Here is a 15,438-nt window from a genome sequence, read left to right on the forward strand (position 1 = left end):
GTCTCATCTGAGGCGCCTAAAAGGCCACCTCGACAAGGGCTCGACGTGCGATCGTCTGTATATTCTCAATATGGCAAAGAACACGTTGTGCTGCCTCAAAATACGCTGCTGCACTTCCCAAGAGTACTTACAAGCGGGGCCGCTAAATACGACACCCTTTCCTCCAAGGCGATGCAAGTATAAGAAGTTTTAAATCAACTTCCAAACTTAATTTCAGCGGATTTCAAAGAGCCAAAAAAAGGGGCGAGCACAATTACTGAATGGGCTCGACCCCGTTTCTAAATTGGATTCCTAATGTACGACAAATAAGGGGTTCGTGTCAACATTTTTAGGCATCTTTTTTATAAAATTTTCAGGATACAGCCTCTTGGTATTTAAACCCGCTTTTCATTGATATTTATCTTTCAAAAAGACTGTACTCCCCCGGGTCTTCCTCATAATCCTGGAACAATTTAACCCCCAAGTAACAAAGTGGAGTATCAAATAGTGCGAAAAAGAATTTAAAGAGATAAGAATTTAAAATAAGGATCATTAATTTGCCTATTGTATCAACCTCACTTCCGAGGTTTCCGGCAATAAAAAGAATGGTTAATATTGCTGTGGAGTCAACCAGCTGACTTACGGTAGTGGATGCATTATTGCGAAGCCACAAATGTTTACCCTTGGTCAAATCTTTCCAAAAATGGAAAAGACGGACATCAACGGTTTGGGCTACAAGATAGGCAATCATGCTGGCAATGGTATTGCCGATCATAAATTCATAGACTCCGTCAAACAGTTCAAGTCCTCCGCTTACCCCGGCCGTGTTGGGCAGCCAATGATTTACCGTCATCAAAAAGAGCATAAAGACATTCATCCAAAAGCCTACCCAGACGACTAGTTGCGCCTTTTTTCTTCCATAAAGTTCTGATAATAAATCTGTAGCCAAGAAGGTGAATGGATAAGCAATAACGCCAACGGGTACACTCATCGTATAGCTGCCATTATCCTGGACTAATTTGGGGACGATATTCTGAAGCCATCCTGACAGTTCAACAGAAAAAATGGTCACAAACTTTGTGGTGCCTATTACATTGCCAAGTACCAGCGAAGTTAAAAAGATACCAGCCAGGGAAAGAAAAAGAGCATCCCGTTTATAGGTAGCAATTGGGTTTGATGATTTTCGATCCATAAAGTAAGCTCAGCTTAAATAAAATGGTGCAAGGAATTCTGATAAAACAACATTACGTTTAGAGTATCAAAGGTAATAAAAGCTATTTAAGTTATAAGCGTTTCATTTATGGGAAAATCGGTGTATGCCCATATCGATTGTAATAATTTTTATGCCTCGTGCGAACGGGTCTTTAAGCCTGATCTCCGCAATAAGCCCATCGTTATCCTTTCTAATAATGATGGCTGCATTATTGCCCGATCAAACAAAGCTAAGGAATTGGGTGTAGAGATGGGTGCTCCTCTCTTTAAGCAGCGTGACCTTATAACGGACAAAAAAATATGTGTGCGCTCTTCCAACTATCCCCTTTATGGTGATATGTCTCGACGTGTGCTGCAGACACTACGCCACCTGACCGATAAAGTTGAACCTTACAGCATTGATGAAGCCTTTGTTGAACTACCCAAAATGACAACCAAGGATTTAGCCAGCTTTGGCCAGCATATTAAATCGATGATTTGGCAGTGGACGGGCCTGCCTGTTTCTGTAGGCATTGCTCCATCCAAAACACTGGCTAAAATTGCGAATGAAACCGCCAAGGGCCATCCGGAGTACCAGGGAGTCCTGAATTTAACTGACAACGTCAGGCTGGATTCCATACTCGAAGAGACTCAACTTACTGATATTTGGGGAATTGGAAGGGGGCTATCTCAACGCCTTCATAAAGAGAACATTACTAATGCCCTGCAATTAAAGCATCAAATCGATCGGCGCCAATGGATCCGAAAAAAACTTCATGTCACAGGCCTTCGTACGGTGATGGAACTCAACGGGCAGCCTTGCCTGGATATTGAAGATACCAATGAACCCCGAAAAGGAATCATGACCTCTCGATCTTTCGGTGAAGCGGTTACCGCCGCTGATGATCTACAAGAAGCTGTGGCACAGTTTATTAGTATTGCAGCAGAAAAATTACGCGCCCAGCAGTCGGTAGCCTCCCTGCTTCATATTACACTCAGGACCAATAAATATTCTAAATACAAGTCAAAGTATAAGTATAGCATCGAATATCCACTGCCGGCTCCAACAGCCAATACGGCCTACCTGATTAAATGCGGACATGCCTGCATTGACTACCTCTATGAAAAAGACCTGCGTTATAAAAAGGCCGCGGTCATGTTAACAGGTATTATTCCTCAGTCTGAAGTACAGAAAGATCTGTTCAATGATGCGCAGTACTCAGCCGAACAGTATCAACTTATGCAGAAAGTAGACGATATCAATACTAAATATGGATCTGATATGGCCCATTTTGCTGCTACTGGCTTTAAGCAAACCTGGAAAATGAAGCAAGAACACCTTTCCTCAAAATATACAACAAGTTGGGATGGGCTTATGGAAGCGCAAAGCTCATGATCCGCCATTCATTTCTTGCTTTCTCATCGGCATGGCATCGATCACAGAAAATAACTTGAGGATGGTAAGCAGCTGCCCTGTTCTCAACTTTTCAGTTCCGTCTTTCCCGATAAGGATGACCGTCATGGTATTCTCGGGTACATTATAATCTTCATACAGCTGCTCAGTAGCCAAAACTGAAATCGGCTCTCCCTCTACTTGGGAAGTACCATCCCCCAGCAGATAAAGAGTTTTCAGATCCCGATCATGAAATCCTTTCTTTCTGCCCTCAAATTCGCTGATCTGTGTATGAAAAAAATCGCTTGTATCAGAGGGAGCAAATATAAGAAGCAACCGGTTCTCCCATTGGTACTGATCGAGATCAGCAGGAGAATGAGAGTTCTGAGCCATAAGAAACGTTGCAGGCACAATTAAGAACAGAATAATACCACTAATTTGTTTTAGCATTGAGCATGGCTCTTTTTTATACTGTGATAAGCTATCAGTATTTAGAATCTAACAGTTCGGTTTAATGTCATTATTACTGGTCTCACCCAATAGGGATATGTCATCCTGGAAGCACGCAATTAAAGACGTTGATCCCAATATTGATATTGATACATGGCCAGCTATTGAGGATAAAGAAAAGGTACAGTTTGCCGTCTGCTGGAACCATCCCAGCCATCTGCTAGACAGCTTTCCCAACCTCAAGGCCGTCTCATCGCTGGGGGCGGGGGTAGATCACCTACTATCGGATGAATCGCTGCCCCAATCGGTTGATATTTGCCGTATCGTCTCTCCTTCCCTTATCCAACAGATGAAAGAATACGTTCTGGGCTGTGTAATCAATATCCGCCGAAATTTTATTCATTATATTCGCCAGAAAGATCAGCAAGAGTGGAAAGTACATCACCATGCTAACCTTGCCGGGCTCAGCATAGGCATTATGGGATTGGGGGAAATTGGCCGTCCCGTAGCTCAACAGCTTACAGAAATTGGCTACGACGTTTCTGGATGGTCTCGGGCTACTAAAGACATAGCAAATGTTGATTGCTACGCCGGACCGGACCAACTTTCCAGCTTTTTAGAGAAAACCCAGTTACTCATTTGTCTCCTGCCACTGACCAAAGAAACCGAAGGCATCTTGGATTTAGAGCTCTTTAAGCAGCTAAAACCCAATAGCTGGATTATCAATGTGGCCCGCGGCGAGCATTTGGTGGATGAAGACCTGATCTATGCCCTCGACAGCAATATTCTACAGGGCGCTTGGCTGGATGTGTTCTCCCAAGAACCGCTCCCCGGCAAGCATGCGTTCTGGAACCGGTCCAATATTATGCTTACCCCTCATATTGCCAGCATTACCCAGCCCGATGATGCTGCGGATCAGATCGTAGATAACTATAAACGGGCTTTATCGGGGCTGGAACTCAACCATACGGTAGATCGCGAACGAGGATACTAAGATTTAGTATTGAGTAACGCGACAAACATGTAAAACGGGATATGATCTCTCATCGGGCGACTGGGGTTGTCGTCCGATGAATAGATCAAGGGGCCCTAACACTCATCTGAGGTCAGCCCCCAGAATTCGGATGAGAAGACCACTTTTAGAATAATAATATGGCTACTCAATTTACTTACCCAATGTTGATCGGATGCACCCAGTCAAACGGATCTTCGATCGCAGACCGTTGAATACCGGTTATAGTATCGTAGAGCTTCTGCCCTACTTCTCCGCGTTCGGTTTCTTGAGGTGTCACTGAAGATCCATCATGATGGATTTCACGAATAGGTGAAATAACGGCTGCTGTTCCGGCTCCGAATGCTTCTTCCAACACTCCGGCCTGGCCAGCCTCAATCACTTCTTCAATATTAATGCGCCGCTCTTCAACGGGCATATCCCACTTCTTAGCCAGCTGGATGACCGAATCACGGGTAACACCGGGCAGGATGGTTCCCTGCAGTTTGGGCGTTACCAGCACCCCGTCAATCACAAAAAAGATATTCATTGTGCCCACTTCTTCAACATACTGATGCTCAAAGGCATCGAGCCAAAGCACCTGATCGAACCCCTGCTCCTGTGCTTTACGAGCAGGAAGAAAACTGCCGGCATAGTTTCCGGCAAATTTGGCGGCTCCTACCCCTCCCTTCGCTGCACGGATATACTTCTCGGCGGTTGTCAACTTAACCGACTTACTATAATAGGCTCCCACCGGAGAGGTGATTACATAAAAACGATAGGTTTCCGATGGATTAGCTGCAATTACCGTATCGAATGCTGAGAGAAATGGTCGGATATAGAGCACATTCCCTTCTTTGCGAGGCACCCATCCACTATCTACATTGATCAAGGTTTTGATCCCTTCCATGAACACGTCCCGATCTACAAAGGGCATACAAATTCGCTCACAAGAGCGAGCCATGCGCTCATAGTTTTTCTCGATACGAAATAGGTTTACCGTCTCATTATCCACATGATAAGCCTTGGCGCCCTCGAATACCGACTGCCCATAATGGAATACATGCAGCGCCGGTGGTACTTCAATATTGCCATACGGCTTTATGGTTGGCTGTTTCCATTCACCGCCGGTGTATTCAACTTCCAGCATGTGATCCGAAAAGACATTACCAAATCCGAGATTGTCAAAATCGACCTGGTCTAATCGGCTTTGAGATGTTTTTTGAATATCAAATGCAGTATCAGTGATCATAGTCCTCGTATTATTTTTATGAACAGGCAATATACAATCTTTATCAGAAAGTCTCTGAATATTTCAGACTAAACTTATTTTATTAGGAATCCCGAAAGTCCTTAAAATGCTTACTTTAAAATAGTACAGATCGTGTTTTATCCCAATTAAGGAATACAACGAAGTTCTTATAGCACAGGCATAATAGTTTAATGCTCTCCCATAATTATTTTTCCAATGGATCATTTGTGCGCTATCTTTCAGGCCGATTGATCTTCTGTCTTGCCCACGCAGGGTATTAACCTGAACACAATTTAATTTTCTCTAACAGTTTAATCTGCTCAATGCCTTCAATTGATACTCTTTTTGACTTACTCCGCGATACTCCGGAAGGTCCTTTTTTTAATCCATGGTACGAACAAGATCGAGAACACGATGCTACTGAGGATGCCCCTGACATCCGCCGCCAACAGCTACGCACCTATCTTTCGGAGCGCCTACATAGTGCCAAATACCTTTTTATTGCGGAAGCCCTTGGGTATCAGGGGGGGCATTTTACCGGCATTGCGATGACCTCCGAACGTATTCTATTGGGTCATCACGAGCCGGTGCACGGTATTCCGGCCGATGGGGCTTTCCAGGATCTTACCCCTAACCGAACCAGCAAACCTTCTATTAAAGCCAAGGGCATGTCGGAGCCCACTGCCACCATCATGTGGAAGGCCCTCTACAAGTTAGGGATCGACCCATACGAAACGGTGCTTTGGAATGCGCTGCCCTGGCATCCTTATGATCCCGAAGATGGGTTATTGAGCAACAGAACGCCTACTGATCATGAATTACAACAGGGCTATCCTTCGCTCAGGGCTTTTCTGGATCTTTTTCCTGATGCCAAGCGCATTGCTGTGGGACGTAAATGTGAGCAGAGCCTCACCGATTTTGGCATCTCTTACATTCCTGTACGTCACCCTGCCAATGGCGGAGCACCAAAATTTCGCCGCCAGATGAAGGAGTTAATCGAGAATTAAAAATGAAGAATTAGGAATTGAGGGATAGACACTAATCAACGAAAACTATCTCGTGGACCAAATATCCCTCACCTCTGTTCTCGGGATCATGCCTTACGATAGCTTTTAATAAAATCTGACGGACATATTCCGGATCCTCTTCAAATTTCGACCGTAGCTCCGACAACTCATCCAATTGTTTACTGATCTCTTCAGTCGCAGGTCTCAATTCATAACTACCATACAGAAATGTACCCTCACGCTTCCTGTATCCCAGCCCACTTCCCAGAATATGGTGTTGCAAAAGTGATATCTCAAAAGGCTTATTTCCTGTATAGCGTTCTTCGCTGATCACCTTAATAAATTTAAACCAACGATTCGGACCATCCATCGCAGGTTGTCCTGGAACATAGACCTTAGCCTTTACCCGGTAGGTATATCCTAACTGGCGTTCCTCAAAACCCCGCAGTGATAATGGAGCAGGTTGCCTATTCGGATAAAGAAAAATCCCGGGATTGTTATTCCCACTATAATGATCCACAAACAATGTTACCTCTTGAGGATTTAACAGATTAAATTCGTCGCTTCCACAACCAGCTGTAAAAATAGCCAGTCCAACAAACAGAGACAGTATATATAACTTTGGTATAAATGATCTCATAATGAGTTCTAAAATATATCCTTGATGTTTAAATTATCAATCAACTATGTGTATTCCTGTGTCTGTATTTAAGCGGTATAATACGCTCAAATCATCGCTTATTGATGAGAATCTATAATTTTTTAATATAGTGCTATCTATTGATACACAATATCGAATGGCAATAACTACTTTGGGTCTATAACAGACCAACAAATACTAGATAAAGAAAAGAATTGCTTAGCTATCAGAGGACCTTAAAAAATCGAATTGTTATCCTGAATTTAGTTTAGGACCCCATTTTAAAATGGCTACCAACGTTAGATAAGATTCTGAAACGAGTTCAGAATGAAAAAAGAGGTGGCATGACTGAGCCTTCTTAGAAGTGTTTTTTAAAATAGATGAATAGATTAAAAATGAAGAATCAGGAATTGAGCACTGGCCCAATCCTGATTCTTCAATTCCTGATTTTATTTCTTCATTGCCTTTATCCAGTACTCTGCATAGCGGCGGCAATACCGTTAATGCTGAGGAAAAGTGCATCGCGCAACTTGTTTTCTTCCTCCTCCGTATGTTCGCTCCATCGGTCGAGCAGTTCCACCTGGATCATATTCAGCGGATAGGTAAATGGATTCCTGAATTTTATGGAATTTAGGATAACATTACTGTGACCCAATATTTCATCCTCCTCTGTGATCTTCAGTATAGCCTCTTTTGCCTTTTCGAAATCTCCGATAATACTTTCATGGAATCTCCTTCCCTCATTATCGGGATAGATGGTAGATGTCTGTATATGTGTCCGCGCCATTTCTCGCTGTGTATTGTCCAGGATGGACTTAAAGAAGATATCATTCTTATACCATTTTTTAAGATTGGCAAGCGCCTGGTCGTCTTCTTCTATTACTTTGTGAAACGCAACACCCGTTCCGTACCAACCGGGCACATTGTAACGCACCTGTGTCCATGCAAAATTCCATGGAATAGCTCTTAAATTATCAAAATCTGCCATTTTGGTACTTCCCCGGGAAACCGGACGCGAAGCAATGGGTAACCGACTAATATGCTCAATAGGTGTTTTACCCGTGTACCATTCCCAGAAGCCCTCTTCGTCAATAAGGTCGCGATAAGCTTCCATCGAACGATTCGCTACGGTCTCCATCGTCCCGAAAAATGCTCCTTCGCTATCCAGCACTTTTTTCTCTGCAACCGTTACTCGAATCATCGCATTAACGATCTGCTCCAAATGGCGTCGCGTAATATCCGGTAGCGAATAGCGGAATGAAATAACTTCCCCCTGCTCGGTAAAACGTATGCGCCCATTATTACTAATCGGTGGCAAAGCAAGAATAGCCTGATTGGAGCGACCGCCTCCACGTCCTACGGTACCACCGCGGCCATGGAAGAGTCTAAAATCTACATCATATTTACGGCAGACTTTACCCAGATCTTGCTGACCTTGCTCCAGCGCCCAATTAGCCATCCAGTAACCACCATCTTTGTTACTGTCGGAGTATCCCAGCATAATTTCCTGCAGCTCATTGCGAGCTTTCAGATGATTTTGATAAAGATCAGTCTCAAAAATTTCTGTCATGAAACGCCCGCACTCCGAAAGGTCTTCGATGGTCTCAAAGAGCGGTACCACATCAATGGGACTTTTAACGTTCCCTTCTTCAATACTCCACAGACCTACTTCTTTGGCCAAAATCATCACTTCGAAGAAGTCACTTACGCTGTGCGTCATACTGATGATATAGCTGCCAAAGCTTTGTGGATCAAGGCTGAGCATATCATCAATGACTCCAAAGACCTCAAGCATTTGTGCGGTCTGATCTCCAAGCTGAGCTTTTAACGGAGAAAGGGGGCGTGGATTTTTAAGTTCTTCCACCAGCAAGTCAACCTTATCGGCCTCCTCCAAGTCGGAGTAATTATCACAAACCTGGGCCATGGAAAGCAACTCTGCCACCGCATCTTCATGAATTTTGCTGTGCTGGCGAATATCGAGCGCCGCCATATGAAAACCGAAAGTGTTAGCACGAACGAGTAAATGTTTCAGGGTGCCAAGTTCACCTATACTTTTCAGTCCGGTTGAAACGAGACTATCAGAAATAAGTTCAAGCTCAGCAATAAAATCTTCGGAAGTATATTCTTTGGCTCCGGCCAAAATTTGTGCTTTATTTTCTCCCGCTATCAGTTCAAGCTGATGCTCAAGCTTATGCATCATAAAGGTAATTTTACGGCGATAGGGTTCTTTATTATATAGCCGCTGATAACGCTCCGAGAGGGTATACTTTTTTTCGTCCTCAAGCAGAGATTCACTCAACTCATCAGAAATATCAAACTTATTTTGTGATATACTCAGGTAACTTCGAATCTGGTCGAGTTCATCCAGATATAGGTTCATCACGTTTTTACGCTGTTCAAGCACGGTATTCCACGTTACATCGTCCGTCACGTTGGGGTTACCATCCCGGTCGCTACCGATCCAGGAACGATAACGAAGAATAGTAGAGAAGTCGGGCACCTCATTATAATAGGTATTGAAGGCACGGCGAAGGTCATCATAAAGTACCGGCACGGTATCCCAGATGGCATTCATAAAAAAGAACATGCCATTTTCCACCTCATCCTCGACGGTAACTTTTTCGCTGCGCACTTCATCAGTTGCCAACAACAGGTGAACCTCATTGAGAATATCAATCGTCGTTTGGTGCCTTTCGTCAGGAGTCAAGTTCCCCTGCCCCAGCTTGTTAATCATCTTGGTGATATGCTGCTGTTTCATCATAACGCTGTGGCGGCGAGCCTCGGTGGGATGGGCCGTGATGGTCGGCTGAATATCGAGCTGGGCGATAACATCGGCCGCTTCCTGGGCCGAATAGCCCTCTTCTTTTAGAAAATAGACCGCCTCAGCAATACTTTCTCCACGCGGTGATTCCGGATCGGTATTGATGGCCCGCTCCCTATTAATACGCGTAATCTCGCGTTGCTCCTGCGAATTCATCAAATGGAAAAATACGGTATAATACCGAAGGAGACGATTAATTTCGTCCGTGGAAAGATCAGTAATTTGTTTTTCCATCTTATCAAAGGCTTCTTCATCCCCCTCATCAAAAGCCCGGGCAGCCAACTGTGGGAGATCTACCAACTCCTCCAGGAAGGTTTCATCTTCTTTCTCACTTACTACCTTTTCTAAAAATTTAGTTAGCGACTCGACCTGGCTAACGAGTTCTTTACTTAAATCACTTTTATTAGCAAATTGATCAACAAGTTTTTCCCAATGCATGGTCTGCAATTTTAATATTTATGAGTACAATCAAATAAGGCGAACCTTAACCTACATTTTTCAAAAAGGCAATTATGAAAAATCGCTGTCCCTGGTGTGCAAACACCTTTCCCGAATATGTCCGTTATCATGATGAAGAATGGGGCGTGCCCGTTCATGATGATCAAACTCAATTTGAATTTCTGGTGCTTGAGAGCTCTCAAGCAGGTTTAAGCTGGAGCACTATCCTAAAAAAGCGCGAAGGCTACCGACAGGCCTTTGCTCATTTTGATGTAGAAAAAGTTGCTCGGTTCGACGAACAGAAGGTACAAAAATTGCTCAATAATAAAACAATTGTTCGCAACGAGCTCAAAATTCGTTCGACAATCAACAATGCCCAGCGCTTTATTGAAATCCAAGAGGAGTTTGGAAGCTTTGATTCTTATATCTGGTCGTTTGTAGACGGAACTCCCATACAAAATACCTGGGAAAGCATGGATGAAGTTCCAGCTACCACTGCTTTGTCTGACAAATTTAGTAAGGATTTAAAAAAGCGGGGCTTCAAATTTGTGGGAAGCACTACGATGTATGCTCACCTTCAGGCTGTTGGGTTGGTCAATGACCATCTTGTCTCCTGCTTTAGATATCAAGAAATTACGCAGTTAAAATAGATGCACAGATTTTTTCACTTTTCCCATCATATGGGCCATTTCAGGTGAAAATCGGTCTCGAAAAAAAGTTCAGTTTTACTATCTTTAACCTACTTTTTAAAGACAGGCAATCATTTTTATCTAAAAATTCTTTGAAATATGCGTTCGATATTCTCTTTAGAAGAAGTTGGTGAAATGCTGGACATGGATCAAAGTGAGGTAAAGAAAGAGATTGAAAATGGTCATCTGACCTACTCTTTTGATGAAGGTAAAAAGCGGGTCTCACTCTATGATCTGGAAAAATATATGGGAGCCGAACAAACGCGTAAAATTACGCAAGAATTCCTTGCAAATAAGGAATCTTCATAGGCAACCTTAACCTAAGGTACATATTATAGCAACACGGTTACTAACATCTGTTTCCATTCATTTGTTCTTCCTTCACCAAGATCGTCATTTGCTAAAAGGTAATGTATCATTCTTATCTTTTCTCCTGTTACGTGGGAAAAATTTACGATAGCAGAAATTCGATGTCACTCTATAGCAATAGTAAAGGAACTTTTTCAAATACTGACTGTGATATCATATAGGCAGCCCCTTTTCCTTGTGTTAAGGTTTACGTACAGGAGTTAGCGAGCCTATTTTTTCCTTCCGTGGATGTATAAGACCTCCCCAAATAAAAAAGCCTCATCCGATGAAGATGAGGCTTTAAAATACCCGACCCTATGTTTTTTCTCTACATGGGGCTTTTATAGCTCAAGGTCAATTGTACAGAACGATTTTGTGCGTGCGCCGTCTGAGAACGACCTTGCATCAAGGGATCAGTTTCTCCAAGAGCGCTGGTCGTAATACGAGAAGCATCTACCCCTTGGTTAATCAAATAATCTTTTACGGCCTGAGCTCGTCTCATTGATAACTCGTCATTATAGCTTTGAGTCCCCCTGTCATCAGCCCGAGCAGCAATATCAATAGAGAGCCCTTTATATTCCTGAATGATAGCTGCAAGTGAGTTTAGCTCATCGTAAGCCGGACTGATAATCTCATCTTTATCAAATTCGAACTGGATATTATTAACAATACGTACCATCTCGGCCTTGAGGTTCTCACTTTCTTCAGGCATTTGATCGATGGCATCGCGCAGTTCATCTAATGCAGCCAATGTTTCATCATTTAATTTCTGAGCTTGACGCAAAGTCTTGGCCGCTTCATTTGAAGAACCTTCAGCAGCCTCGAGATTCTCCAGAGATTGTCTTAGCAGTCGCTCGTCATCATCCATTGTTTCCCCACCACCAAAATTAAATACCAACCCAATAGAGGTTGTAAAAAAGTCGTCATGATCTTTACCATCGAAATCAATATGGGCATTCACCTCTTCGTCGGATAACGTTGGCGCGGCCTCACCAGCTGCTAACGGATAGTTATCAATATCATCACTGAATGTTCGATTATATGTTCCCTGAACATTCAATAAAATAGTTTCATTGATCTTATAATTGACGCCAATTCCCAATGGAATTCCAAAAGCAAACTGACTTTCATCATTTCTTACCCCAGAATTATCCTGCAAGAAATTAAATCCCAGACCAGCCGCTGCATATGGATCCAACCGACTTCTTCCAGCCCATGGCTTCAAACGTAGCATCAGATTAAAGTTTAAATTGTCCGTCTCGAAAAGTGAGTTTCGCCTCTCGAAGTAAGCATCATCAGGGCCGTTTTCTACATCAAAAGTCATCAGCCGTGCATCCAGACTTAGATCGAAATATGAGTTTAAATATGCCGCAAACCCTACCCCATATAAATGATCATAAGAGGCAAAGTCGGTGAGTTCATTTCCCAGATCACCATCGTAGCCTTGCGTTCCAAAAAGAACCTTAAAACCAAGGGGTTGCTCAGCTGTTTGTGCCTGGACACTCTGTATCCCTGTAACGAATAACAGGGCCAGAACCACTGGTATCATCTTTTTCATGACAATAGTTTTTCTTTGTTATTTAAATTTATCCTACTTGTTATAATAATTTAGAACCAAAATAATACAAACCGTTAATATACTATTCGATAAAATTAGTATACCTAACATTACTGCATGACATAATAACAAATATTTATAACATTAATATCAACAAATTAAAATACTTATGAAAATTTAAAACAATAGCTTCTAATTTGTTAGTAATTTATTTTTTTTATTCTATATTGTATAAGTGATATTATATCTACAGATTATACATAATATACTCATGTACACATATAACATATACCTATGCATACATACAAATAATGTGCTTGGATATATAATTATATAATAGTACCAGTCTTATCCAATATTTTTAATCCGAACAAATGCAGTAACTTAAAATTCATCGATATGTCTAATAAAGCGTTATTATTTACGTTAGTGGTGGCATTATTCACTCTTATGATGTCATGCAATGATAATGGTCCGGGAAAAATCAATCTGGAGATAACAGCCGTTTCCCCTGATAGTGGCTCTGTAGGTACAGAAGTCACTATTAGCGGTAGTGGTTTTGTTCCTAAAGCTTCTGACAATATTGTCAGGTTCAATGACACAGAGGCCCAGGTACTTAGTGTGACCTCTGAAAAGATTGTCACTAAAGTGCCTGTTGGTGCAACCAGTGGCCCTATTGTTGTAGAAGTAGGTGGCAAAGAGGTAACCGGACCTTCTTTCGTCATCACTGATGGCAACGGAGGTGGAGATGCATTATCCATTACAACCCTTGATCCCATGGAAGGCCCTATTGGTACCGAAGTAACTATTACGGGTACCGGTTTTAGCCCACAAGCTTCTGAAAATGTCGTTACCTTTGATGGAACGCTTACCGAAGTTAAGAGCGTGAACGCCCCATCAGACGCTAAAGCTAACCCTGCAATCACTGACTCATCTTCAGCTAAGGATGTTTCACCCAAGGGCACTCTCGATGCTGAGACAACCAATCCCAGCCACAATAAATCCTTTACGGATACTTCAAATACTGTACAGGCCACGGATGAATTGGTTATCACAGTCCCTTCCGGAGTTGATATTGGACTGGCTACTGTAGAATTAACGGTCGATGGAGAAACCGTTAACGGACCTGACTTTAACGTTACTGAGGGTGATAATGGAGGCGATGCACCATCCATTGATAGCATTGATCCTACTGAAGGACCTACTGGTACCGAAGTGACTATTACCGGATCAAATTTTGGTGCTACCGCTGACGAGAATACAGTGAAATTTGGAGATACTGAAGCTACGATTAACTCCGCATCTGCTACAGAAGTTGTAGCTGTTGTTCCCGACGGACTTAGTCCCGGTGCTGTAGATGTAACGCTTACCACAAATGGACAGACTGCTACTGCCCCGGATCAGTTTACTGTTACCGACGATGGAGGCGGAGATAACAACCCTTCTATTGGTAATATTGATCCTACTGAAGGACCGACCGGCACGGAAGTAACGATTACCGGTTCCAACTTTGGACCCAACCCAGAAGATAATACCGTTACATTCAACGGTGCAGAAGCAACCGTAAGTTCAGCTTCTGATACGGAACTCGTTGTTATTGTTCCTGAAGATGCCACAACCGGACCTGTTGAAGTTACCGTGGATGGCAATACCGCAACGGGGCCTGACTTTACCGTTACCGATGATGGAGGCGGAGATAACAACCCTTCTATTGACGGCATTAATCCTACCGAAGGACCAACTGGTACCGAAGTGACTATTAATGGTTCAAACTTTGGACCTAACCCTGAAGATAATATCGTTACATTCAACGGTGCAGAAGCAACCGTAAGTTCAGCTTCTGATACGGAACTCGTTGTTATTGTTCCTGAAGATGCCACAACCGGACCTGTTGAAGTTACCGTGGATGGCAATACTGCAACGGGGCCTGACTTTACCGTTACCGATGATGGAGGCGGAGATAACAATCCCTCTATTGATGGCATTAACCCGACCGAAGGACCCACCGGCACCGCTGTTACTATTACCGGATCGAACTTCAGCGCTACCGCCGACAATAATACAGTTCAGTTCGGTGATGCTACTGCCGAAATCACGGCAGCTTCCGAGACAGAACTGACTGCCGTTGTACCTGACGAGCTCAGCCCCGGCGATGTGGTGCCTGTCAGTGTTACCGTGAATAGTCAATCTGCTACCGGACCCGACTTCACCGTCACAGAGGGTGATAATAATAATCCACCTTCTATTGATGGTATTACACCAACTGAAGGACCTATTGGTACAGAAGTGACTATTACTGGTTCAAACTTTAGTCCAACAGCCTCTGAAAATACGGTCACCTTTGACGGTACTGAAGCTACTGTGAATTCCGCCTCAGAAACAGAACTTGTAGCCGTTGTACCTGATGGGGCCACTACTGGTCCAGTAGCTGTAACAGTTGATGGCCAAACCGCTACCGGACCCGACTTCACCGTCACCGATGGCGGTGGCGGCGGCGAGGCCCCTGCCATTGACGCTATTGATCCGACCGAAGGGCCTACCGGCACGGCGGTCACCATTACCGGGACCAACTTCAGCGCTACCGCCGGCGACAATACCGTCGAGTTTGGCAGCGCTACCGCTACGGTCACCAGTGCTTCCACCACGGAGCTCGTTGCCGAAGTTCCAAGTGAACTCAGCGC

At 43.5% G+C, this 15,438-nt stretch carries 13 protein-coding genes; 7 read left to right on the plus strand and 6 right to left on the minus strand.

What is annotated here, in order from left to right; translation table 11 throughout:
- The coding region (locus J6I44_RS17140; RefSeq protein ID WP_265767389.1) for a hypothetical protein at positions 1–183 on the plus strand (183 nt) is incomplete at its 5' end.
- A gap of 214 nt (positions 184–397) precedes the next feature.
- On the opposite strand, the gene J6I44_RS17145 is transcribed toward J6I44_RS17140, so the two are convergent.
- Complete coding sequence (locus J6I44_RS17145) at positions 398–1,171, minus strand: queuosine precursor transporter (protein ID WP_265767390.1); 774 nt, start codon at positions 1,169–1,171, stop codon at positions 398–400.
- Positions 1,172–1,279: 108 nt separating this feature from the next.
- On the opposite strand from J6I44_RS17145, the gene J6I44_RS17150 reads away from it, so the two are divergent.
- On the plus strand, positions 1,280–2,566 hold the full coding sequence (locus J6I44_RS17150; RefSeq protein ID WP_265767391.1) for a Y-family DNA polymerase: 1,287 nt from the start codon (positions 1,280–1,282) through the stop codon (positions 2,564–2,566).
- Here the strand turns inward: J6I44_RS17150 and J6I44_RS17155 are convergent.
- A complete protein-coding gene (locus tag J6I44_RS17155; RefSeq protein ID WP_265767392.1) occupies positions 2,561–3,013 on the minus strand; it encodes a DUF4174 domain-containing protein in 453 nt (150 codons plus the stop codon). The two genes, J6I44_RS17150 and J6I44_RS17155, sit on opposite strands and share 6 nt — an antisense overlap.
- Before the next feature lie 64 nt (positions 3,014–3,077).
- Here J6I44_RS17155 and J6I44_RS17160 point away from each other — a divergent pair, with 64 nt between their 5' ends.
- On the plus strand, positions 3,078–4,007 hold the full coding sequence (locus tag J6I44_RS17160; protein WP_265767393.1) for a 2-hydroxyacid dehydrogenase: 930 nt from the start codon (positions 3,078–3,080) through the stop codon (positions 4,005–4,007).
- A gap of 175 nt (positions 4,008–4,182) precedes the next feature.
- Here J6I44_RS17160 and J6I44_RS17165 read toward each other — a convergent pair whose 3' ends face one another.
- Positions 4,183–5,256, minus strand: coding sequence for a branched-chain amino acid aminotransferase (locus tag J6I44_RS17165; protein ID WP_265767394.1), 1,074 nt, complete (start codon positions 5,254–5,256; stop codon positions 4,183–4,185).
- Positions 5,257–5,579: 323 nt separating this feature from the next.
- Between J6I44_RS17165 and J6I44_RS17170 the strand changes: the two genes are divergently transcribed.
- Positions 5,580–6,263: a uracil-DNA glycosylase gene (locus J6I44_RS17170; protein WP_265767395.1), complete on the plus strand. Its 684-nt coding sequence runs from the start codon at positions 5,580–5,582 to the stop codon at positions 6,261–6,263.
- 31 nt (positions 6,264–6,294) lie between these two features.
- Here the strand turns inward: J6I44_RS17170 and J6I44_RS17175 are convergent, their stop codons facing one another.
- Together J6I44_RS17175 and ppc are read right to left on the minus strand one after the other, a co-directional pair.
- Positions 6,295–6,903: a hypothetical protein gene (locus tag J6I44_RS17175; protein WP_265767396.1), complete on the minus strand. Its 609-nt coding sequence runs from the start codon at positions 6,901–6,903 to the stop codon at positions 6,295–6,297.
- A gap of 466 nt (positions 6,904–7,369) precedes the next feature.
- Positions 7,370–10,162: a phosphoenolpyruvate carboxylase gene (gene ppc / locus J6I44_RS17180; protein ID WP_265767397.1), complete on the minus strand. Its 2,793-nt coding sequence runs from the start codon at positions 10,160–10,162 to the stop codon at positions 7,370–7,372.
- A 74-nt stretch (positions 10,163–10,236) separates the two neighbouring features.
- On the opposite strand from ppc, the gene J6I44_RS17185 reads away from it, so the two are divergent.
- Together J6I44_RS17185 and J6I44_RS17190 are read left to right on the plus strand one after the other, a co-directional pair.
- Positions 10,237–10,812: a DNA-3-methyladenine glycosylase I gene (locus J6I44_RS17185; protein WP_265767398.1), complete on the plus strand. Its 576-nt coding sequence runs from the start codon at positions 10,237–10,239 to the stop codon at positions 10,810–10,812.
- 138 nt (positions 10,813–10,950) lie between these two features.
- A complete protein-coding gene (locus tag J6I44_RS17190; RefSeq protein WP_265767399.1) occupies positions 10,951–11,160 on the plus strand; it encodes a hypothetical protein in 210 nt (69 codons plus the stop codon).
- A gap of 367 nt (positions 11,161–11,527) precedes the next feature.
- Here the strand turns inward: J6I44_RS17190 and J6I44_RS17195 are convergent, their stop codons facing one another.
- Positions 11,528–12,757, minus strand: a complete 1,230-nt coding sequence (locus J6I44_RS17195; RefSeq protein WP_265767400.1) for an OmpA family protein — start codon at positions 12,755–12,757, stop codon at positions 11,528–11,530.
- 399 nt (positions 12,758–13,156) lie between these two features.
- Here J6I44_RS17195 and J6I44_RS17200 point away from each other — a divergent pair.
- The coding region (locus tag J6I44_RS17200; protein ID WP_265767401.1) for a beta strand repeat-containing protein at positions 13,157–15,438 on the plus strand (2,282 nt) is incomplete at its 3' end.

It is taken from the genome of Fodinibius salsisoli, assembly GCF_026229185.1.
Taxonomy (GTDB): Bacteria; Bacteroidota; Rhodothermia; order Balneolales; family Balneolaceae; genus Fodinibius; species Fodinibius salsisoli.

Excerpts from the sequence above, each read along its gene's own strand:
- J6I44_RS17145 (WP_265767390.1), bottom strand. The coding sequence starts at position 1,171 with ATGGATCGAAAATCATCAAACCCAATTGCTACCTATAAACGGGATGCT.
- J6I44_RS17150 (WP_265767391.1), top strand. The coding sequence starts at position 1,280 with ATGGGAAAATCGGTGTATGCCCATATCGATTGTAATAATTTTTATGCC.
- J6I44_RS17155 (WP_265767392.1), bottom strand. The coding sequence starts at position 3,013 with ATGCTAAAACAAATTAGTGGTATTATTCTGTTCTTAATTGTGCCTGCA.
- J6I44_RS17160 (WP_265767393.1), top strand. The coding sequence starts at position 3,078 with ATGTCATTATTACTGGTCTCACCCAATAGGGATATGTCATCCTGGAAG.
- J6I44_RS17165 (WP_265767394.1), bottom strand. The coding sequence starts at position 5,256 with ATGATCACTGATACTGCATTTGATATTCAAAAAACATCTCAAAGCCGA.
- J6I44_RS17170 (WP_265767395.1), top strand. The coding sequence starts at position 5,580 with ATGCCTTCAATTGATACTCTTTTTGACTTACTCCGCGATACTCCGGAA.
- J6I44_RS17175 (WP_265767396.1), bottom strand. The coding sequence starts at position 6,903 with ATGAGATCATTTATACCAAAGTTATATATACTGTCTCTGTTTGTTGGA.
- ppc (WP_265767397.1), bottom strand. The coding sequence starts at position 10,162 with ATGCATTGGGAAAAACTTGTTGATCAATTTGCTAATAAAAGTGATTTA.
- J6I44_RS17185 (WP_265767398.1), top strand. The coding sequence starts at position 10,237 with ATGAAAAATCGCTGTCCCTGGTGTGCAAACACCTTTCCCGAATATGTC.
- J6I44_RS17190 (WP_265767399.1), top strand. The coding sequence starts at position 10,951 with ATGCGTTCGATATTCTCTTTAGAAGAAGTTGGTGAAATGCTGGACATG.
- J6I44_RS17195 (WP_265767400.1), bottom strand. The coding sequence starts at position 12,757 with ATGAAAAAGATGATACCAGTGGTTCTGGCCCTGTTATTCGTTACAGGG.